This window comes from Streptomyces justiciae (assembly GCF_015163075.1).
GTDB classification, from domain to species: domain Bacteria; phylum Actinomycetota; class Actinomycetes; order Streptomycetales; family Streptomycetaceae; genus Streptomyces; species Streptomyces justiciae.
Genome location: NZ_JADDXU010000001.1, coordinates 659,417 through 678,307, shown reverse-complemented (window position 1 = coordinate 678,307; position 18,891 = coordinate 659,417). Strand labels below are relative to the sequence as shown.

The following is an 18,891-nucleotide window of genomic DNA, read 5'->3' as shown; positions in this document are numbered from 1 at the left end:
CCCGTCAGGGGCGCGGGCCTGTGTCGATGTGCGGCTGCCGCCGCGTGGGCGCGACCAGCCACAACGGTCCCGCAGCCGCCCACCGCCCCATCACAGCGCTCCGGCGTCCCTGGCCGCATAGACCGACGGATACACCGGCCGGTACCCGAGCTCGCGGCGGATGCGGTCCGTCGACATGAGCACCAGCCACGGGTCGGGGTCGCTCCGCTCATGCAGCTCCGGCGGGACCTCGACGCCGTTCAGCTGGTGCAACTCGACCGCCGTGACGGGGGCGTCGTCGGCGATGTTGTAGATCCGGCCCGCGATGCCCGGCGCGTGCAGGATGCGCAGCAGGCCCTGGGCGACGTCCACGTGATGGCCCATGTGCAGGCGCTGGGTGGCCGCCCAGTGCTTCGCCCACATCAGGGACTGGGCGAGATGGGGGTCGCCCTCGCCGTAGACGAAGGGGAGGCGGGCGACGCGTACGTCCAGCCCCTCCATCGCGAGCAGTTCCCGCTCGGCCCGCGCCTTCGACTCGGGGTAGGCGCCCCACATCGACCCGCCGGGCCGGCTCTCGTCGTCCTCCGTCAGCAGGCGCCCGCGTCCGGTGCCGTACACAAGGCCCGTGCTGACCTGCACGAACCGCCCCACCCCGGCCGCGAGCGCGGCATGCCCCAGCTGCACGGCCGCCTCGTGGTTGACGGCCCGGGCCTCGTCGTCCGGCACGCCGCGGAAGGCGGCCGCGACGTTCACGACCACGTCCACACCCGCGACCGCCTTGCCGAGCACCTCGGCGTCCCGCAGATCGCCGACGACGACCTCGGCGCCCAGTTCGGCGAAGGGTTCCCCACGGGTGGCGTCCCGCACGAGCACCCGCACCCGCTCGCCCGGCCGGGCCTGGGCCAGCAGCCGGGGCACGAACCGTCGGCCGACCTGTCCGGTCGTCCCTGTCACCAACGTCAGCATCCTGTGCTCCTCTCGTCGGTGACCAGCCTCGGCCGAGGCGGGACGGCGCGGGAGAGACCCGTCGATCGGGGGATCGGCAGTCCCTGGATAAGCCGGGCGGGCTGACGCAGGCTGGAGGGGTGAACCGACCCGAACTGGCGGACTTCCTACGCCGTGGCCGCGCCCGCCTGACCCCGTCTGACGTGGGGCTGACGCCGGGCGCGAGGCGCCGTACGCCCGGCCTCCGGCGGGAGGAGGTGGCGTCGCTGGCGGGGATGTCCGTGGACTACTACACGCGCCTGGAACAGTCCCGTGGCCCACGCCCGTCCCGCCAGATGCTGACGGCACTGGCGCGGGCGCTACGCCTGACGGCGGTGGAACAGGACCACCTGTTCCACCTGGCGGGCGAGGAGCCTCCACGGCGGGAAACGGCATCGGCCCACGTCCGCCCCGGCCTCCTGCTCATCCTCGACCGGCTGCACGACACCCCGGCGCAGGTGGTGAACGACTGCGGTGAGGTGCTGGCCCAGAACGCGATGGCGAAGGCGCTGGTGGGTGACGTGATGTCCCGCCCGCGCCGGGACCGCAACCTCCTGCGCCGCTTCTTCCTGGACCCGGCGGCCCGGGACCTCTTCCCGGAGGAGGACATCGCCGTCCACGCCCGCACCCACGTCTCGTCGCTCCGCGCGGTGGCGGCGTCCCGCCCGGACGACCCGGAACCGGCGGCACTCGTCGCCGAACTACGCGCCTCGAGCGAGGAGTTCGAGACTCTCTGGCAGGACCACGAGGTGTCGCAACGCAACCGAGCGACGAAGCGCTTCCTGCACCCGGTGGTGGGCCTCCTGGAACTGGACTGCGAGGTCATGCTGAGCCACGAACACCACCACCTCCTGATAGTCCACTCGGCCCGCCCGGGCACAGAGGCCTACGAACGCCTTCAGCTGCTGAGGGTGGTGGGCTTGCAGGACCTGTCGCCGTCAGAAGCCCAGACGCCGTAGCTGCTTCGGGTCGCGCTGCCAGTCCTTCGCCACCTTCACGTGGAGGTCCAGGAACACCGGCGTCCCCAGCAACGCCTCGATCTGCTTGCGGCTCTTGATGCCGACCTCCTTCAGGCGCTTGCCCTTGGGGCCGATGATGATGCCCTTCTGGCTGGGGCGCTCGATGTAGACGAAGGCGTGGATGTCGAGGAGGGGCTTGTCGGCGGGGCGGTCCTCGCGGGGGAGCATCTCCTCGACGACCACCGCGATGGAGTGCGGAAGCTCGTCCCGGACACCTTCCAGCGCCGCCTCACGGATCAGCTCCGCGATCATGACCTGCTCCGGCTCGTCCGTCAGGTCACCCTCGGGGTAGAGGGCAGGCCCTTCCGGCAGCAACGGCACCAGCAGATCCGCCAGCAGATCCACCTGCTTGTTCGCCGTCGCCGACACCGGCACGATCTGCGCCCACTCGATCCCCAGCTCCTTGCCCAGCTGATCGATCGCGATCAGCTGCTCGGCGAGGGCCTTGGAGTCGACGAGGTCCGTCTTCGTGACGATCGCGACCTTCGGCGACTTCTTGATCCCGGCGAGCTCCTTCGCGATGAACCGGTCACCGGGCCCGATCTTCTCGTTCGCGGGCAGGCAGAAGCCGATCACGTCGACCTCGGCCCAGGTCGTACGCACCACGTCGTTCAGCCGCTCCCCCAGCAGCGTCCGCGGCTTGTGCAGCCCCGGGGTGTCCACCAGGATCAGCTGCGCGTCCTCCCGGTGCACGATCCCGCGCACGGTGTGCCGCGTCGTCTGCGGCTGGTTGGCGGTGATCGCCACCTTCTGCCCGACCAGAGCGTTCGTGAGGGTGGACTTGCCCGCGTTGGGGCGGCCCACGAAGCAGGCGAAGCCGGCGCGATGGGGAGCCCCGGTCGGCTCAGACGGCTCGGATGACTGACTACGAACGCTCATGCGGCCCATTCTCCCTGATCCACAGAGCCCCGCCGTACAAGCGTCCCCCCACCCGCCTCCCGGTGAGCTCCCGGAAACCTCCACGCAACGAAACATCGGGGAAACACGGTCGTGCCCGTCCGGAAACGCACGCCGGTGAACCTCTGACGAGCCCCCACACCGTTGGAGACGACCGTGACCCTCGCCGCGCAAGGTATCGACACCGGCGACACCGCCTGGCTGCTCGCCGCCACCGCCCTCGTCCTGCTGATGACCCCGGGCCTGGCCCTGTTCTACGCCGGCATGGTCCGCACGAAGAGCGTCCTCAACATGCTGATGATGAGCTTCGTGTCGATCGCCCTGGTGACGGTGGTGTGGCTGGCCGCCGGCTACTCCCTCGCCTTCGGCGACGACGCCGGCGGCGGCCTCATCGGCGGCCTCGACCACATCGGCATGGCGGGCCTCGGCCCCGACAGCGTCCAGGGCACGGTCCCCACCCTCCTCTTCGCCACCTTCCAGCTCACCTTCGCGATCATCACGGCGGCCCTGATCAGCGGCGCGATCGCGGACCGCGCGAAGTTCGGCGCGTGGCTGGTCTTCGTTCCCGTCTGGGCGCTCCTCGTATACGTTCCCGTCACCCACTGGGTCTGGGGCCCGGGCGGCTGGATCCTCGACAAGCTCGGCGCACTGGACTTCGCGGGCGGTCTGCCCGTCGAGATCACCTCCGGCGCCTCCGGACTGGCCCTCGCGCTCGTCCTCGGCCCGCGCCTCGGCTTCAAGAAGGACGCGATGCGCCCGCACAACCTCCCGATGGTCGTGCTCGGCGCCGGTCTCCTCTGGTTCGGCTGGTTCGGCTTCAACGCGGGTTCGGCGCTGGGAGCCAACGGACTGGCGGCCGCGGCCTTCCTCAACACCCTCGCCGCCGGCTGCACGGGCCTGCTCGGCTGGCTCTTCGTCGAGCAGAAGCGCGACGGCCACCCCACCACGCTGGGCGCCGCGTCCGGCGCGGTGGCGGGCCTGGTCGCGATCACCCCGTCCTGCGGCTCGGTCTCCCTCCTCGGCGCCCTCGTCGTCGGCCTCGCCGCGGGCGTGATCTGCTCCTACGCCGTGAGCTGGAAGTTCAAGCTCAACTACGACGACTCCCTCGACGTCGTCGGCGTCCACCTGGTCGGCGGCATCGTCGGCACCCTCCTCATCGGCGTCTTCGCCGTCGAGTCGATGACCGGCGGCACCGAGGGCCTGCTCTACGGCGGTGGCCTCGCCCAGCTCGGCAAGCAGCTGGTGGCCGTGGTCGCCGTGGGGGCGTACGCCTTCCTGGTGACGTACGGCATCGGCAAGCTGCTCGACCGGACGATCGGCTTCCGCGCGAGCGAGGAGCAGGAGCACACCGGCCTGGACCTTACGGTGCACGCCGAGACCGCATACGATCACGGCGTCCTGGGCCACGGCGCCCCGGTCAGCGCGTCCTCCGTCCCCTCCGCCCAGAAGGTCAAGAGCCAGGCATGAAGCTCATCACCGCGATCGTCAAGCCCTACCGCCTCGACGAGGTGAAGACCGCCCTCCAGGAGATGGGCATCCACGGTCTGACCGTGAGCGAGGCCAGCGGCTACGGCCGCCAGCGCGGCCACACCGAGGTGTACCGCGGCGCCGAGTACCAGGTCGACCTGGTCCCGAAGGTCCGTATCGAGGTCGTGGTGGAGGACGCCGACTCCGACGCCGTCATCGACGCGATCGTCAAGGCCGCGCAGACGGGGAAGATCGGGGACGGGAAGGTGTGGGCACTGCCGGTCGAGACGGTCGTACGGGTGCGGACCGGCGAGCGCGGCCCCGACGCGCTCTGATCAGCAGTACGACCCCCACCCCCACGACCGCCGCCAGCAGCACCGCCATCAGCCACGGCAGCGCGAGGAAGGAGGCGCCCGCCGACTCGCGGGTGTCCTTCGCGCTCGCCGTGAGCGTCACCTCGCCCCAGTCCAGCTGGGGCGCGCCCCGCCACGGCTCGCTCAGCCGGACGCTCTGCCCGGGCAGCAGCTCGGAGGGGACGTTCGTCAGGTCGCGGGCGAGCAGCGTACGGCCGAAAAGGCCCGTCGCGCGCAGCTCCACCTTCGGGTCGAGGGTGACATTGCCGGTGTTGTGCAGGGTGTACGAGACCGTCGCCGCGCTGTCGCCCAGTCCCGGCACGAGCGGCTGGTGGTGGCTGACCCGGACGTCCTCCACGGAGATCGCGGGGAGCGTCGGCCCGCCGACCCGTAGATAGACGCGGGCGGCCACGGCCCGCTGCACCCCGAGCGCGACCGACCCGTCGCCCCGGTCGATCCGCTCGTCGAGGGCCACGATGGCTCCCGGGTGGTCACCGGGTTCGGCACCGTCCGGCACCTTCATCGTGAACGGCACGGTCACCTTGCCGTGCGCGGGCACGGTGACCCGGCTCTTCGCGGGCCGCGCCCACACCCCTACGCCCCGCATCTTCTCCTTCGCCGTGCGCACGGCGAAGCCGCCGTCGCGGGCGGTGTTGTAGGCGTCGGCGGCGTACAGCCGGAAAGTCAGCGCCTTCCCGGTCTTGTTGGCGACGACCACCTTGTCGGTGAGGGTCTGCCCGGGGTCGGCGGAGAGATAGAAGTAGGGCCGCGCGGCCAGCTTCGTGGCGAGCGGGTAGACCGACCAGCTGCCGTTGTCGGCGGCGTGCGCGGGCGGGGCGAGGACAGCGAGAAGAAGCCCGAGGACAAGGGCGGAGAACGTACGACGCATGGGTGCGGACCCCCACGAGGACGAGGCGGACACAGACAGCCACGGGCGGGTGCGGACGCCCGTACGGTCAGCTGAGCGTGAGGGTGAGAACGCCGGAGTACGTGCCCGGAGGCGTGAACGCCGGTACGTTCAGGGAGAGTTTCGCGTCGACGGTGAACTCACCGCCGGTGACCGTGCCGTTGGGCGCGGACGCCAGGGTCGCCCCGGCCGCGCCCACGGTGCCGGACGAACCGGCCTGGCAGGTGCTGGGGCTGCCCGCCTTGGTGGTGCAGGCGGGGGTCCAACTGAGCGCCCCGGCATCGATCTTGGCGCCGGGACCGGTGAAGTCGGTGACCTTGCCGGTCAGGGACCAGCCCGCGACACCGCCACGGAAGTCCTTGACGCTCACGGTGTTGAGGTCGCCGCCCGAGGTGCCGCCCTTGCCGTAGTCGACCGCGCCCAGGGAGACGGTGTCCCCGGCCTGGGTCATCGACAGGGTGCCCGCCTTCACGGTGGTGCTGATCTTCTGGGCGTTGTCGGGGATGGGCGTGTTGTCGATGACGGTGTAGGCGGCGGGCCCGGCACCGGTTTCATCGCTCCAGCTCGCGCCCTCGTAGGCGACGACACCGGTAGTGGTCTTGTCGTTCACGACCAGCGACCCGTTGAAGGCGCCGTTGCCGTCCGCCGTCACGGTCGCGGTGTCCGCGGTCTGGCCGGCACCGGAGCGTCCGGCGAGGGTGACGGTCGCGCCCGGGGTGAAGTTGCTGCCGTTGACGGTGACGCTGTCACCGGGGTTCCCGGAGGCCGAACCGAGCGTGATGGCACGGGTGTTGGGCTGGGTGGCCGGACTCGCCGTGACCGTCTCGGAGACCGGGGCGGGCCCGTTGGTGACGGTGCAGGGGGTGTCCAGCTCCAGGATGTAGCTGGTGTGGATGTTGTAGTCGCCGGGCGAGAGCGTGATGGCCCCGGCGGTGGTGACGGTGAAGGTGCCGGTCATGCTGAACGACGGGAAGGGCGCGTTGCCGGCGACCGGATCGTTCTTCTTGGGCCCGACGACGGTGACGTCCCCGGTCTGTGCCCCGCCGAGGGTGACCTTGCCGGACGGCGTCATGATGTCGGCCGGGAGGCTGATCGCGGTGGGGTTGCTGGCGGCGGGCTTGACCACGGTGTAGGTCACGGTGACGGTGTCGCCGACCTTGGGGGCGGCGTTGTCGACCGTGATGAGCGCGGTCGTGGTGCCGTCGATGGGCGGGATGCCGGCGACGGCGGGCGGGATGCAGTGGGTGGCGAAATCGACGTTGCTCGCGGCGGCGGCCGGACCGGCCAGGCCGCCCGACGCGGCGACCGCCAGTGCGCCCGCGCCGAGCAGTGCGGCCCAGCGGCGTCTTCGTGATGTCGTATCCATGGGGAGTGCCCCCTCTCTGACTCAGTTGGGGGCATTGATGTGGGGATCGCGTGAGAAGTCAATGGAGATTGAGCCATGAACTGATGAACCGTCAGTTCCTGTACGTCTCACAGGAACTGACAGCCCATCAGCGACATTTGCGCGATTCTCAGTCGAACACGAACGGTCCCGGCGACTGCGGTGCGGTCGCCGTACAGGTGATGGTGATCCCGAAGACCGTCATCGTGAGCGAGCCACCATACGCCTCGAGGCTGTCACCGGAGGCCACGGTGCCGGGGAGCGGGCCGACCTGCACGGGGTCGCCGGCGGCCATCTCCGGGTTCTCGGTGGCGGTGAAGGACGTGGTGCCGCCGGAGGCGTTCACCAGAGCGAGGGTGGAGGTGATCGAGTCCTCGGACAGGCCGATCGGTGCGGTGATGGCCGAGGAGTTGATCGTCATGGTCGCGGCGGTGCCGTCCTGGGTGGCGGTGATGGTGGCTTCACCACTGCCGAAGCTGCCGCAGTCGGCGTTGATGGTCGCGCTGCCCGGGCTGACGGCCAGGGCGGCGGGCGCGAACACCAGCCCGGCGACCGCGAGCGCCCCGGTCACCAGTGCCGCACCTGTCGCTGTTCGTTTGCCTCTCATCGGGTTCCGACTCCCTTCCCATATCGGGGAAGTGCCATGTGGGGATGGACGGGAGAAGCCCGGACGGCCCGCGTGCGAGGCGTGGTGCGGGACGCGCCGCGTGGGGGGTGAGGAACGAAAACCTGACGGACCGTCGGAACTACCGATTCCATTGATACGCGAGAGTCTGAACACGACAAGGTTCAATTCCAGCCGCATCCTCCAGCCCGTCCGCACCTCTGAAGCGCTGGCCCGCATCCTCCAGCCCGTCCAGCACCTCTGAGGCGCTGGCCCGCATCCTCCAGCCCGTCCGGCACCTCTGAAGCGCCGGCCCGCATCCTTCAGCCCGTCCGGCGTTTGAGGACGAGGCCCCTTCAGGGCCGAAGCGGGGGTCTGGGGGCGGCAGCCCCCAGTGATGGGACGGGTAGGGGCGGCGGGGGCGAGGAAAAACCCGACCTCAGCCCGCCGTCACCGTAGCCCGCACCACCCCGTCCGGCCCCGCCAGCAGCACCGGCACAGCCGCCCCACCCAGATCCCGCACAGCCGCCCGATCCGCGACGGCCACCGTCTCCGCCTCCGTCACCACCGCCGCCGCCTCCAACGACTTCGCCCCGGAAGCCACCGCCATCGCCACAGCCGTCTGCAACGCGCTCAACTGCAGGGACGCAAGAGCCACCGTCCCCGCCACATACGTACGTCCGGTGTCGTCCCGCACCGCCGCCCCCTCGGGCACCCCGTTACGCGCCCGCGCGGAACGGGCCAGGGTCACGATCTTGCGGTCCTCAGGATCAAGCGCGCTGTCGGTCATGAGCCGAGGATACGTACCCGCACCCCACCGGCCCTCACCCGGCCACGGGGTACATCGCCCCCCGCCGCCCCTCCGGCGACGCCAGCCACTCCAGCTTCCCGGCCGTCACCTCGTCCATCGGCGTGTGCAGCACGATCGACAGATCCGGCCGTACCGGCATCTTCAGCACGCTCGCCTCGACGTGCAGCAGCCCGACCACCGGATGCTCCAGCTCCTTGCGGATCTGCCCGGCGTCCTCGATGTCCCGCTCCTTCCAGAGCGCGACGAACTCCTCACTCGCCGCCGACACGTCCGCCAGCACCTGCCGGAACCCCTCGTCGTCGGGCCGCGCGGCCGAGGCCGCCCGGAACTGGGCCACCACGGTGCGCGCGTTCTGCTCCCAACTCATCGACCGCGACCGGTACATCGGATCGGTGAAGAAGTCGACGAGACAGTTCTGCGTGATGTCGGGCCGCATCCCGAGGACCATCGCGGCGGCGTCGTTGTAGAGCACGCAGTTGTAGTAGAGGTCCATGATGTGCGCCGGATACGGCATCCACGCGTCGATCATCCGCCGCAGCCCGTCGCACATGTCCCGCCGGTCCGGCTCCACCTCGGGCACCGGCGGGTTCAGCCCGGCGAGGACGTACAGATGCCGGCGCTCGGCGCCGCTGAGCCGCAGCACGCGCGCGACGGAGTCCACGACCTGCGGCGACACCGAGATGTCCCGCCCCTGTTCAAGCCACTGGTACCAGGAGGCGCCCACCCCTGCGAGCACGGCGACCTCCTCGCGCCGCAGTCCGGGCGTCCGGCGCCGCGCTCCGCCGTCCGGCAGCCCGGCCTCGGCGGGCGAGACCCGGGCCCGCCGGCTCATCAGAAACTCCCGCAGCTCCTGCCGCCGCTGGACAGCCTCCGCCACCACGAACTCGTCCCCCTCGTACCGCCGCCGTTGCCTGGTGGTGCCACCACCAGGACAACTGCCGTCTCCCCACGGCTATTCCGCGGCCACGAGGCTCTTGCCCATGGCGACCGACACCGCATCCACAACCACCACCGGAACCGAGACCGGAACCGAGACCGGAACTGAAACCGAAACCGAAACCGAGACCGGGACCGAAACCGGGACCGGGACCGGGACCGTCCCCGCACCACGGCTCTCGCACCGCGACAAGCTCGTCCTCTTCGTCCTGTGCGCGGCCCAGTTCATGGTCGCCCTGGACTTCTCCGTCCTGAACGTCGCCCTGCCCGTCCTCGGCGCGGACCTCGGCATGAGCCAGTCCGCACTCCAGTGGGCGGTCACCGCGTTCGCGCTGCCGTCCGGCGGCTTCCTCCTCCTCTTCGGCCGGATCGGCGACCTGTACGGCCGCCGCAAGCTGTTCCTGACCGGCCTCGCCCTGTTCGCCGCGGCCTCGCTGCTGGCGACGTTCGCCTGGGACCCGGCGTCGTTCCTCGCCGGACGCGCGCTGCAAGGCGTGGGCGCGGCGGCCATCGTGCCGACCGGCATGTCCCTGCTCACCACGACCTTCCCGGAGGGCCCGGCCCGCGACCGTGCGCTCGGCATCTCCGGCACGCTGCTGTCCCTCGGCTACACCGTCGGCATGGTGGCGGGCGGCGTCCTCACCGACGCCTTCGGCTGGCGCTCGACGATGGGCCTGCTGACCCTGTTCGCGCTGCTCGTCCTGCCCCTCGCACCCGGCCTACTGCCGGAGTCCCGCACCCCGGACCGCCCCCGCCTGGACATCCCCGGCGCGGTCACCGTCACCGGCGGTCTGCTCTCGCTGATCTACGCCCTGTCGACGGCCGCCGACCACGGCTTCGCCCGCACCGACGTCGTCGTCACCCTGGTCGCCGGTCTCGTCCTGCTGACCGCCTTCGCGGTCGTCGAGTCCCGCAGCGCGGCCCCGCTGGTGTCGCTGCCGATGCTGCGCCGCCGCACGGTGGCGTGGGGCAACCTGGGCGGTCTGGTCACCTTCTCGATGATGTCGACGATCGTCTTCGTGCTGACCCTGTACCTCCAGGAGGTCCTGCACCTGTCGGCGTTCGAGACCGGCCTCGTCTTCGGGGTGCAGGGTGTGCTGTCGGTGGTGGCGGGCGTCTACACGCCGAGGGTCATCGCCCGGCTCGGCGGCGCCCGCCGCACGCTGGTCGTCTCCCTCACCGGCCAGGGCGTCCTGATCGCCGCGCTGCTGGGCCTCGGCGAGGGCAACGCCTCGGTGTGGCTGGCCGTCGCCGCCGTCTCGCTGGCCAGCATGTTCCACCTCGGCGCGATCATCTCGTACGGCCTGACCGTCACCTCGGGCGTGCCGGACGAGGAGCAGGGCCTGGCGACCGGCCTGGTCACCTCGACCCAGCAGGTCGGCATCACGATCGGCATCCCGCTGCTGGGCGTCCTGGCGACGACCGCCGGTGACCTGCTGTCCGGCGTCCGCACGGTCGTCGCGATCGACGCGGCGATCGTCCTGGCCACCGCCGCCCTCGTCGCCGTAGGCCTGCGGACCCGGCGGTCAGGGGCGGTCGAGGCGGAGGCGCTCGGCGCGCGGTAGGCCGGCCACGACCAGGTCGTACGAGTCCTCCACGAGCTCCCGGACCAGCCGGTCCGGGAGTTCGCCGTCGACCGTGACGGTGTTCCAGTGGCGCTTGTTCATGTGGTAGCCGGGGATGATCAGGCCCTCGTACTCGCCCCGGAGCCGGACCGCGTCCTCCGGGTCGCACTTGAGGTTGACCGTCAGGGGGCGGTTGTCCAGCCAGGACAGGGCGAACATCTTGCCCAGCACCTTGAAGACGGAGATCTCGGGCGAGAAGGGGAAGTCCTCCACGGCCGCGTTGAAGGAGAGGCAGAGGGTGCGCAGTTCCTTCGGGGTCACTCGTCCTCCTTGGGCACCTCTGCGGGCTCCACCAGCACGGTCACGATCTTGTTCCGCCGCCCGGCCGCGGCTTCCGCGGTCAGCCGCAGCGCCCGCTCGTCCGGCAGGTCCACGACCGCCGAGGCGCCGGCGATGGGAACGCGGCCGAGGGCCTTCGCGAGGAGTCCGCCGACCGTCTCCACGTCCTCGTCGTCGTACTCGTCGAGGCCGTACAGCTCGCCCAGGTCGGTGATGTCGAGGCGGGCGGTGACCCGGAAGCGGTCGTCGCCCAGCTCCTTCACCGGGGGCAGCTCACGGTCGTACTCGTCGGTGATCTCGCCGACGATCTCCTCGAGGATGTCCTCGATGGTGACGATGCCGGCGGTGCCGCCGTACTCGTCGATGACGACGGCGACGTGATTGCGGTCCCGCTGCATCTCGCGCAGCAGGTCGCCCGCGTTCTTGGTGTCGGGCACGAACGCGGCGGGCCGCATGGCCGTGGAGACCAGCTCGCTCTCCGCGTCCCGGCTGATGTGCGTCTTGCGGACCAGGTCCTTCAGATACACGATCCCGACGATGTCGTCCTCGCTCTCCCCGGTCACCGGTATGCGGGAGAAACCGGAGCGCAGGGCGAGGGTGAGGGCCTGACGGATCGTCTTGTAGCGCTCGATGACGACGAGGTCGGTGCGCGGCACCATGACCTCGCGCACGAGGGTGTCGCCGAGTTCGAAGACGGAGTGCACCATGCGGCGCTCGTCGTCCTCGATGAGCGACTCCTTCTCGGCGAGGTCGACCAGCGCGCGCAGCTCCGCCTCGGAGGCGAAGGGGCCGCGGCGGAAGCCCTTGCCGGGGGTGAGCGCGTTGCCGATGAGGATCAGCAGGTTGGGGATCGGGCCCATGATCCGCGCGAGCGGCAGCAGGACGTACGCCGCCGCCGTCGCGGTGTTCAGCGGGTGCTGGCGGCCGATGGTGCGCGGGGAGACCCCGACGGCGACGTACGACACCAGGACCATGACGCCGATCGCGACGAGCAGGGCCTGGGTGGTGCCGTCGAACTCCTGGAGGCAGGCGTACGTGACCATCGCCGCCGCGGCCATCTCGCAGGCGACGCGGACCAGCAGCGCCACGTTGAGATAGCGGGTCGGGTCGGCGGCGATCTGCGCGAGTTTGGCGCTGCCGCGCCGGCCGACCCGGACGGCCTCCTCGGCGCGGAAGCTGGAGACGCGCGCGAGGCCCGCCTCCGCGCAGGCGGCGAGCCAGGCGACGACGACCAGGGCGATCGCGCCGGAGACGAGGGGAAGGCTCATGACACGGTCGGGGCCGGCGACGGACCCGTCATACCCTTCTCCGCCCGCCAGCCGTCCACGATGGCGGCCTGGAGGCCGAACATCTCGGCCTTCTCGTCCGGCTCCTCGTGGTCGTAGCCGAGCAGGTGCAGCACGCCATGGACGGTCAGGAGCTGGAGCTCCTCGTCCATGGAGTGCTGCGTGGGCGCGTCCTCCCCCTGCTTCTTGGCCACCTCGGGACAGAGCACGATGTCGCCCAGCAGCCCCTGCGGGGGCTCCTCGTCGTCCTTGCCGGGCGGTCGCAGCTCGTCCATCGGGAAGGACATGACATCGGTCGGCCCGGGCAGGTCCATCCACTGGATGTGCAGCTGCTCCATGGCGTCGGCGTCCACAACGATCACCGAGAGCTCGGAGAGCGGGTGGATGCGCATCCGCGCGAGCGCGTAGCGGGCGATGTCGAGGATCGCCTGCTCGTCGACCTCGGTTCCGGACTCGTTGTTGACGTCGATCGACATGGTGCTGCGGTGTCTACTTCCCCTTGTGCCCGGACCTGCCCCGGCCGCCGCCCTTGTGGCCGCCGTTCTCGGTGCCGTGCTTGCTGTCGTACTTCTCGTACGCGTCGACGATACGGCCGACGAGCTTGTGCCGTACGACATCGTGGGACGTGAGCCGCGAGAAGTGCACGTCGTCGAGGCCCTCCAGGATGTCCTGGACCTGACGCAGACCCGACTTGGTGCCGTTGGGCAGGTCGACCTGGGTCACGTCACCCGTGATCACGATCTTCGAGTCGAAGCCGAGGCGGGTGAGGAACATCTTCATCTGCTCGGGGCTCGTGTTCTGAGCCTCGTCCAGGATGATAAAAGCATCATTAAGGGTGCGGCCCCTCATGTATGCCAGCGGCGCGACCTCGATCGTGCCCGCGGCCATCAGCCTCGGGATGGAGTCGGGGTCGAGCATGTCGTGCAGCGCGTCGTACAGCGGGCGCAGGTAGGGGTCGATCTTCTCGTAGAGCGTGCCCGGCAGGAAGCCGAGGCGCTCGCCCGCCTCCACCGCGGGGCGGGTCAGGATGATGCGGTTGACCTGCTTGGACTGCAGGGCCTGCACCGCCTTGGCCATGGCGAGATAGGTCTTGCCGGTACCGGCGGGGCCGATGCCGAAGACGATCGTGTGCTTGTCGATCGCGTCGACGTACCGCTTCTGGTTGAGGGTCTTGGGGCGGATCGTCCGGCCGCGCGAGGAGAGGATGTTCTGGGTGAGCACCTCGGCCGGGGTCTCCTGGCCGTCGTTGGTGCCGTTCTCGCTCGCTCTGAGCATCGCGATGGAGCGTTCCACTGCGTCCTCCGTCATCGGCTGTCCGGTGCGGAGCACCAGCATCATCTCGTCGAACAGGCGCTGGACGATGGCCACTTCGGCGGCGTCGCCGACCGCGCTGATCTCATTGCCCCGGACATGGATGTCGGCCGCCGGGAAGGCCTTCTCGATCACGCGCAGCAGGGAGTCGCCGGACCCCAGCACGGTCACCATGGGGTGCTGGGCGGGGACGGTGAACTGTGCTCTCGCCTGTCCCTGCGCGGGGGTGCGATCTGTGGGTGTCTGAGTCATGGGCCGGCTCTGTAGGCCTTGCTCGTCCTCCTCGAAACGACTCGCCCGCCACATGGGCGGCCTGGCGATTTCCAGGGTACGCCGGGGAACTGACAACGCCGAAGGCCTTTTCCGCCCGCGGTCACCGAGCGTGAGGGCGCCCTCAGTGCAGCGATGAGCCCTGCATACGCCCCCCGCGTGCGTGGGGAGAATGCGCGCCGACACCGCTACGCGCGCACCGGGTTCTCGTCGCGCCAGTCCGGGGAAAGCAGGTCGGCCGTGCTCTTGCGTCTGCCCACGTCCGTGTCCGAGGCACGCCAGTGCCTGTCCGAGGGAGCGATACCCGTCGGCGGAGCCACCCTCCAGTGGGCCGTCTGGCAACGGGACGGCTTCCCGCAGCAGGCGATGAGCCTGCGCGAGGTGCCCGAGGCCAATGTGCTCGGTGCCGGGGAGCTGGGGGCGGCGGTGCTGCTGCACCGGGTCGACGAGCGGGTGCCGGAGGTGCTGCACCAGGCGGCCTCGCGCGTGGGCACCGGGGCGGTACGCCGCACCGCGACGGTCGGCGGCAACATCGTCGGCAGCACCCTGCGCTGTCTCCTGCCCGCCGCCCTGGTGCTGGACGCCCGGGCCACGGCACTGGACACGGCGGGCACCTTCGAGACCGACCTCAGCGAACTCACGGCGAAGCGCCCGCTCCTGCTGAGCCTGCGCTGGCGCACCCCCTTGGCCAGCGCCTACCGCAAGCTCCCGGAGACCGGCGAGCCCCCGCTGGTGATCGCGGCGGCCGTGACACCCGCCGGCGAGTCCAGGCCCCTGCTGCGGGTGGCGGTACGGGACGGCTACGACGTCCTGACCGAGACCGTCCCGTACGACACGGACGGCGACCGGGTCCTCGACGCCCTGGCGGGCACGCCGCTCGGCGCTCTGCCGGCGCCGGCACGGGAGGCGGTGCGGGTGCAGGTCGCGGAGGTTCTGGGCCGTACGGCGGTCTGAGCCCTCGGGCCTCATGCCAACCGGCTCGCCCCCTCGCCGACCGCCCGCCACGCACCCGCCGCACCGTCCGGCCTCAGGGCCCGCCGGGCCGGGCGAGGTCTGCACCTGGCGCCGACGGCCAGGACTGCGGGCCCGCCGCGCCCCGCCTTGCCGCGCCCTCCGCCCCGACGCCCCGCCCCTACGCCGACCGGCGGAACCCGATCGTCGGCACCGCGCGCCGCAGCGGCCACGGGCGGGCCTGTTCCGCCGGTACGAGTTCCGCCAGGAAGCCGTAGCGCCGCAGGGCCGCGGGGTCCTGGCCCGGCAGTGACTGGACCTTGCGCCACCAGGCGCCGATCTCCGACCAGCCCGGTGCCGAGAGGGAGCCGCCGAACTCCTGGACGGAGAGCGCGGCCGTGAGCCCGGCGAAGGCGAGCCGGTCGGCGAGCGGCCAGCCCGCCAGCGTGCCGGTGACGAACCCGGCGACGAAGACATCACCGGCGCCGGTGGGGTCGAGGGCCTCGACGGCGATGGCGGGCACCTCGGCGGACTCCCCGGTCCGCCGGTCGGCCGCGTAGGCGCCCTCCGCGCCGAGGGTGACCACGGCGAGCGGCACATGGTCGAGGAGGGCGTGGGCGGCCTCGCGCGGGCAGGAGGTGCGGGTGTACCGCATGGCCTCCTCGGCGTTGGGCAGGAAGGCCTCGCAGTGTTCGAGGTCGGCGAGGCCCGCCAGGTCCCAGGCTCCGGTGTCGTCCCAGCCGACGTCGGCGAAGACACGGGTGCCCTTGCTCGCGGCCTGGGCGATCCAGGGGGCGCGCTTGCCCGGCACCAGGGAGGCGACGGCGGCACGCGCGCGTGGGGGGCAGTCCGGGGCGGGCTCCTCCGGGGGCGGCTCGTGGCCGTGGGAGACCATCGTCCGCTCGCCCTCGTACGCCATGGAGACGGTGACCGGGGAGTGCCAGCCGGCGACGGTGCGCGACGGCGAGAGGTCGATGCCCTCGCCCTGGGCCAGGGCGTCCCAGCAGTACTCGCCGTAGTGGTCGGAGCCGAAGGCGGCGGCGAGGGAGGTCCTGAGCCCCAGCCGGGCCAGCGCGGTGGCCATGTTGGCGACTCCGCCGGGGCTCGACCCCATCCCGCGCGCCCAGGACTCGGTGCCGCGCACGGGGGCGGAGTCGAGCCCGGTGAAGATGATGTCGAGGAAGACGGTGCCGGTGAGATAGACGTCCCAAGGGGGGTCGTCGGGGGTGCGCAGCGCGGCGAGCGGGTCGACCTGGGCCTGACACGGCCCGGTCGCTCCGAGGTGCGACGGTCCCTTTCCGACGGATGCGCTGGACGCGATCACGGGGCGCTCCCTGCGAGTGGTACGGATTCAGCCAGTCTGCACCACACCACTGACAACAGGGCTGCCAACACCGCCCCACCCACGAAGCACCGGCCGCATCATCCAGCCCGTCCGGCGTTTGAGGACGAGGCCCCTTCGGGGCCGACGGGGGTCCAGGGGGCAGAGCCCCCTGGCGGGGTCGAAGGGGCGGAGCCCCTGGTGATGGGACGGGTAGGGGCGGCGGGGGCGAGAAAAGAACCCCCACTACCAGCGCGGCACCCCCGGCGTCACCCACCCCGGCTCCGCGGCCCGCATCGCCGCCGCGTCGTCCCGCTCCCGCAGTGTTCCGTCGTCGTCGAGCCACCGCTGGTGCAGCGCCCGCAGCTTCTCCCGGTCGAGCTCGACCCCGAGTCCCGGCGCGTCGGACACGGCGACCTTCCCGCCCTCGAACACCAGCCGCTGCGTCAGGACGTCCTCCGCCTGCCAGGGATAGTGCGAGTCGCACGCATGGTGAAGGTCGGGCACGGTGGCCGCCACGTGCGTCATCGCGGCCAGCGAGATCCCCAGATGGGTGTTGGAGTGCATGGACACTCCCACCCCGAACGTCCGGCAGATCGCGGCGAGTTGCTGGGTGTTCCGCAGGCCGCCCCAGTAGTGGTGGTCGGACAGCACCACCTGCACGGCCCCCTTCCCGAACGCCTCCGCGATCTCCGCGAACGTCGTCACGCACATGTTCGTGGCGAGCGGCACGTCGGTCCCGGCGGCCACCTCGGCCATGGCGGCCGTACCGAGCGCGGGGTCCTCCAGGTACTCCAGAACGTCCCCGAGTTCCTCCGCCACTCTCAGCGAAGTGGCCACGGACCAGGCCCCGTTGGGATCGAGCCGCAGCGGATGCCCGGGAAACGCCTCGGCGAGCGCCCGCACCGCGGCGATCTCCTCGTCCGGCGGAAACACCCCGCCCTTGAGCTTGAACGACGTGAACCCGTACCGCTCCTTGAACAGCCGGGCCTGCGCCACGACCCCGGCCGGATCGACGGCGGCCCCCCAGTCGTCCTTCTCCGCGGCGACGCCCGCCGGATGGTCGGCCCATTTGTAGAAGAGGTAGGCGCTGTACTCGACGGCGTCCCGCACCTTGCCCCCGAGCAGCGCGTGCACGGGCAGCCCGAGCGCCTTGCCGAGCGCGTCGAGGCAGGCGACCTCGAACCCGGAGACGACGGACAACCGCAGCTTGTCGGCGGTCTGCACGCCCCGCAGCCCACCCACGTCGACCTGCCCGGACACCCGCGCGTCATCGACAGCGACCTCGTCGGCGACCGTGAACAGGCCGTTCAGGTCGGACACCTGACGTCCGATCAGCTTCTCCGCGAACGGCCGTGCCAGCTCCAGGTACTTGGTGTCGCCGTAGGTCTCGCCGACCCCCACCACCCCGTCGGCCGTCTCCACCTCGACGATCAGCCGGGGTGTGTACGGCTGGTGCACGCCTTGCGTGTTGAGCAGCGGCGGGTCGGCGACGAGGATCGGCGTCAGGCGTACGTCGGTGATCGTGAGATTCACAGGGCGGCTCCTACGAGGTCGAGTCCGGTGGTGAGCAGGTTCCCGAGGTCGGTGAGATCGCGGTCCGACGGATCGGTGAGGGGCGCGCGGACCGGCCCGACGGGACGCCCGCGCAGCCGGGCCGCGGCCTTGACGAGGGACACGGCGTATCCGGGTACCCGGTCGCGGAGTTCGACGAGCGGCACGTAGAACTCGCGCAGCAACCGCTCGACCGTCTTGCCGTCGCCGTCCCGCAGCGCCGCGAAGAAGGAGTTCGCGATCTCGGGGGCGAAGGCGTGCACCGCCGACGAGTACGCGGGAACTCCGACCGTGGCGTAGGCGCGGGCCTGGATCTCCGCGGTGGCGGCCCCGTTGAAGAAGAGGAAGCCCTCGGGCGCGGCGAGGGTGAGGCGTTGCAGCCGGTCCAGGTCGCTGTGCCCGTCCTTGAGGCCGATGACGCCGGGGATCTCGGCGACGCGCCTCAAAGAGGCGGCGGTGAAGGCGACTTGGCCCCGCTGGTAGGCGATGAGCGGCAGCGACGTGCGGGCGGCGATCTCCTCCAGCTGCCGGACGAGCCCGTCCTGCGGGGCGGCGACCAGGTAGTGCGGGAGCACGAGCAGCGCGTCGGCGCCCGCCTCCTCGGCGATCCGCGCGAACCGCACGGCCTGCGCCCACCCGTACCCGACCCCGGCGACGACGGGCACCCGGCCGGCCGCCTCCTCGACGGCGACGGTCACGACCGTCCGGTACTCGTCCTCGTCCAGCGAGAAGAACTCCCCGGTGCCACACGCCGGGAAGAGGGCGCCGGGAGCGGCGGCGAGCTGCGCGGCGACGTGGGCGCGGAAGCCGTCCGGGTCGAGCGTGCCGTCCTCGCGGAAGCTGGTCAGCGGGAAGGACAGCACCCCGGCCGCCATGCCGTCCCGCAGCCGCCGGGCGACGCCCCCGCCCCTGTCGGTGTCGATCCCCACGCCTCATCATCTCCCCATGTAGAC

The 18,891-nt window shown here is 71.3% G+C and carries 19 protein-coding genes; 5 read left to right on the top strand and 14 right to left on the bottom strand.

The window, feature by feature from the left end; translation table 11 throughout:
* Positions 1 to 90: 90 nt before the first annotated feature.
* On the bottom strand, positions 91 to 945 hold the full coding sequence (locus tag IQ210_RS02980) for an NAD-dependent epimerase/dehydratase family protein (RefSeq protein ID WP_194076568.1): 855 nt from the start codon (positions 943 to 945) through the stop codon (positions 91 to 93).
* Positions 946 to 1,064: 119 nt separating this feature from the next.
* Between IQ210_RS02980 and IQ210_RS02975 the strand changes: the two genes are divergently transcribed.
* Positions 1,065 to 1,922: a helix-turn-helix transcriptional regulator gene (locus IQ210_RS02975; protein WP_194076566.1), complete on the top strand. Its 858-nt coding sequence runs from the start codon at positions 1,065 to 1,067 to the stop codon at positions 1,920 to 1,922.
* Here IQ210_RS02975 and era read toward each other — a convergent pair.
* Positions 1,902 to 2,861 carry a GTPase Era gene (era, locus tag IQ210_RS02970; RefSeq protein WP_194076564.1) on the bottom strand — a complete coding sequence of 320 codons (960 nt, stop codon included), beginning with the start codon at positions 2,859 to 2,861 and terminating at the stop codon, positions 1,902 to 1,904. The genes IQ210_RS02975 and era overlap by 21 nt on opposite strands.
* Before the next feature lie 174 nt (positions 2,862 to 3,035).
* Here era and IQ210_RS02965 point away from each other — a divergent pair, with 174 nt between their 5' ends.
* Together IQ210_RS02965 and IQ210_RS02960 are read left to right on the top strand one after the other, a co-directional pair.
* Positions 3,036 to 4,346 carry an ammonium transporter gene (locus IQ210_RS02965; RefSeq protein WP_194076562.1) on the top strand — a complete coding sequence of 437 codons (1,311 nt, stop codon included), beginning with the start codon at positions 3,036 to 3,038 and terminating at the stop codon, positions 4,344 to 4,346.
* A complete protein-coding gene (locus IQ210_RS02960; RefSeq protein WP_194076560.1) occupies positions 4,343 to 4,681 on the top strand; it encodes a P-II family nitrogen regulator in 339 nt (112 codons plus the stop codon). The genes IQ210_RS02965 and IQ210_RS02960 overlap by 4 nt, the downstream gene beginning before the upstream one ends.
* Here IQ210_RS02960 and IQ210_RS02955 read toward each other — a convergent pair.
* From IQ210_RS02955 to IQ210_RS02935, 5 genes are all read right to left on the bottom strand, one after another.
* A complete protein-coding gene (locus IQ210_RS02955) occupies positions 4,575 to 5,588 on the bottom strand; it encodes a WxL protein peptidoglycan domain-containing protein (RefSeq protein WP_194076558.1) in 1,014 nt (337 codons plus the stop codon). The two genes, IQ210_RS02960 and IQ210_RS02955, sit on opposite strands and share 107 nt — an antisense overlap.
* Before the next feature lie 67 nt (positions 5,589 to 5,655).
* Positions 5,656 to 6,972, bottom strand: a complete 1,317-nt coding sequence (locus tag IQ210_RS02950) for a WxL domain-containing protein (protein ID WP_194076556.1) — start codon at positions 6,970 to 6,972, stop codon at positions 5,656 to 5,658.
* Between the two features lie 148 nt (positions 6,973 to 7,120).
* Complete coding sequence (locus IQ210_RS02945; protein ID WP_194076554.1) at positions 7,121 to 7,597, bottom strand: hypothetical protein; 477 nt, start codon at positions 7,595 to 7,597, stop codon at positions 7,121 to 7,123.
* A gap of 436 nt (positions 7,598 to 8,033) precedes the next feature.
* Positions 8,034 to 8,384, bottom strand: coding sequence for a cytidine/deoxycytidylate deaminase family protein (locus tag IQ210_RS02940; RefSeq protein ID WP_194076552.1), 351 nt, complete (start codon positions 8,382 to 8,384; stop codon positions 8,034 to 8,036).
* Positions 8,385 to 8,418: 34 nt separating this feature from the next.
* Positions 8,419 to 9,237: a helix-turn-helix transcriptional regulator gene (locus tag IQ210_RS02935; RefSeq protein ID WP_194077082.1), complete on the bottom strand. Its 819-nt coding sequence runs from the start codon at positions 9,235 to 9,237 to the stop codon at positions 8,419 to 8,421.
* A 148-nt stretch (positions 9,238 to 9,385) separates the two neighbouring features.
* Between IQ210_RS02935 and IQ210_RS02930 the strand changes: the two genes are divergently transcribed.
* The gene (locus IQ210_RS02930; RefSeq protein ID WP_194076550.1) at positions 9,386 to 10,906 is read left to right on the top strand and encodes an MFS transporter; all 1,521 of its coding nucleotides are present in this window, start codon (positions 9,386 to 9,388) and stop codon (positions 10,904 to 10,906) included.
* Here IQ210_RS02930 and IQ210_RS02925 read toward each other — a convergent pair.
* The 4 genes from IQ210_RS02925 to IQ210_RS02910 are packed head-to-tail and all read right to left on the bottom strand — an operon-like array spanning position 10,868 to position 14,094.
* Complete coding sequence (locus tag IQ210_RS02925; protein ID WP_194076548.1) at positions 10,868 to 11,227, bottom strand: MmcQ/YjbR family DNA-binding protein; 360 nt, start codon at positions 11,225 to 11,227, stop codon at positions 10,868 to 10,870. The two genes, IQ210_RS02930 and IQ210_RS02925, sit on opposite strands and share 39 nt — an antisense overlap.
* Positions 11,224 to 12,513 carry a hemolysin family protein gene (locus IQ210_RS02920; RefSeq protein ID WP_194076546.1) on the bottom strand — a complete coding sequence of 430 codons (1,290 nt, stop codon included), beginning with the start codon at positions 12,511 to 12,513 and terminating at the stop codon, positions 11,224 to 11,226. Before IQ210_RS02920 ends, IQ210_RS02925 begins: the two co-directional genes overlap by 4 nt.
* On the bottom strand, positions 12,510 to 13,007 hold the full coding sequence (gene ybeY / locus IQ210_RS02915; protein WP_109498898.1) for an rRNA maturation RNase YbeY: 498 nt from the start codon (positions 13,005 to 13,007) through the stop codon (positions 12,510 to 12,512). The genes IQ210_RS02920 and ybeY overlap by 4 nt, the downstream gene beginning before the upstream one ends.
* Before the next feature lie 13 nt (positions 13,008 to 13,020).
* The gene (locus tag IQ210_RS02910; protein WP_194076544.1) at positions 13,021 to 14,094 is read right to left on the bottom strand and encodes a PhoH family protein; all 1,074 of its coding nucleotides are present in this window, start codon (positions 14,092 to 14,094) and stop codon (positions 13,021 to 13,023) included.
* A gap of 258 nt (positions 14,095 to 14,352) precedes the next feature.
* On the opposite strand from IQ210_RS02910, the gene IQ210_RS02905 reads away from it, so the two are divergent.
* Complete coding sequence (locus tag IQ210_RS02905) at positions 14,353 to 15,066, top strand: FAD binding domain-containing protein (RefSeq protein ID WP_194076542.1); 714 nt, start codon at positions 14,353 to 14,355, stop codon at positions 15,064 to 15,066.
* A gap of 178 nt (positions 15,067 to 15,244) precedes the next feature.
* Here the strand turns inward: IQ210_RS02905 and IQ210_RS02900 are convergent, their stop codons facing one another.
* From IQ210_RS02900 to IQ210_RS02890, 3 genes are all read right to left on the bottom strand, one after another.
* Positions 15,245 to 16,387, bottom strand: a complete 1,143-nt coding sequence (locus tag IQ210_RS02900) for a carbohydrate kinase family protein (RefSeq protein WP_194076541.1) — start codon at positions 16,385 to 16,387, stop codon at positions 15,245 to 15,247.
* A gap of 243 nt (positions 16,388 to 16,630) precedes the next feature.
* A complete protein-coding gene (locus IQ210_RS02895; protein ID WP_194076540.1) occupies positions 16,631 to 17,920 on the bottom strand; it encodes a glucarate dehydratase family protein in 1,290 nt (429 codons plus the stop codon).
* Positions 17,917 to 18,813: a 5-dehydro-4-deoxyglucarate dehydratase gene (locus IQ210_RS02890; RefSeq protein WP_194077072.1), complete on the bottom strand. Its 897-nt coding sequence runs from the start codon at positions 18,811 to 18,813 to the stop codon at positions 17,917 to 17,919. The genes IQ210_RS02895 and IQ210_RS02890 overlap by 4 nt, the downstream gene beginning before the upstream one ends.
* Positions 18,814 to 18,891 lie beyond the last annotated feature (78 nt).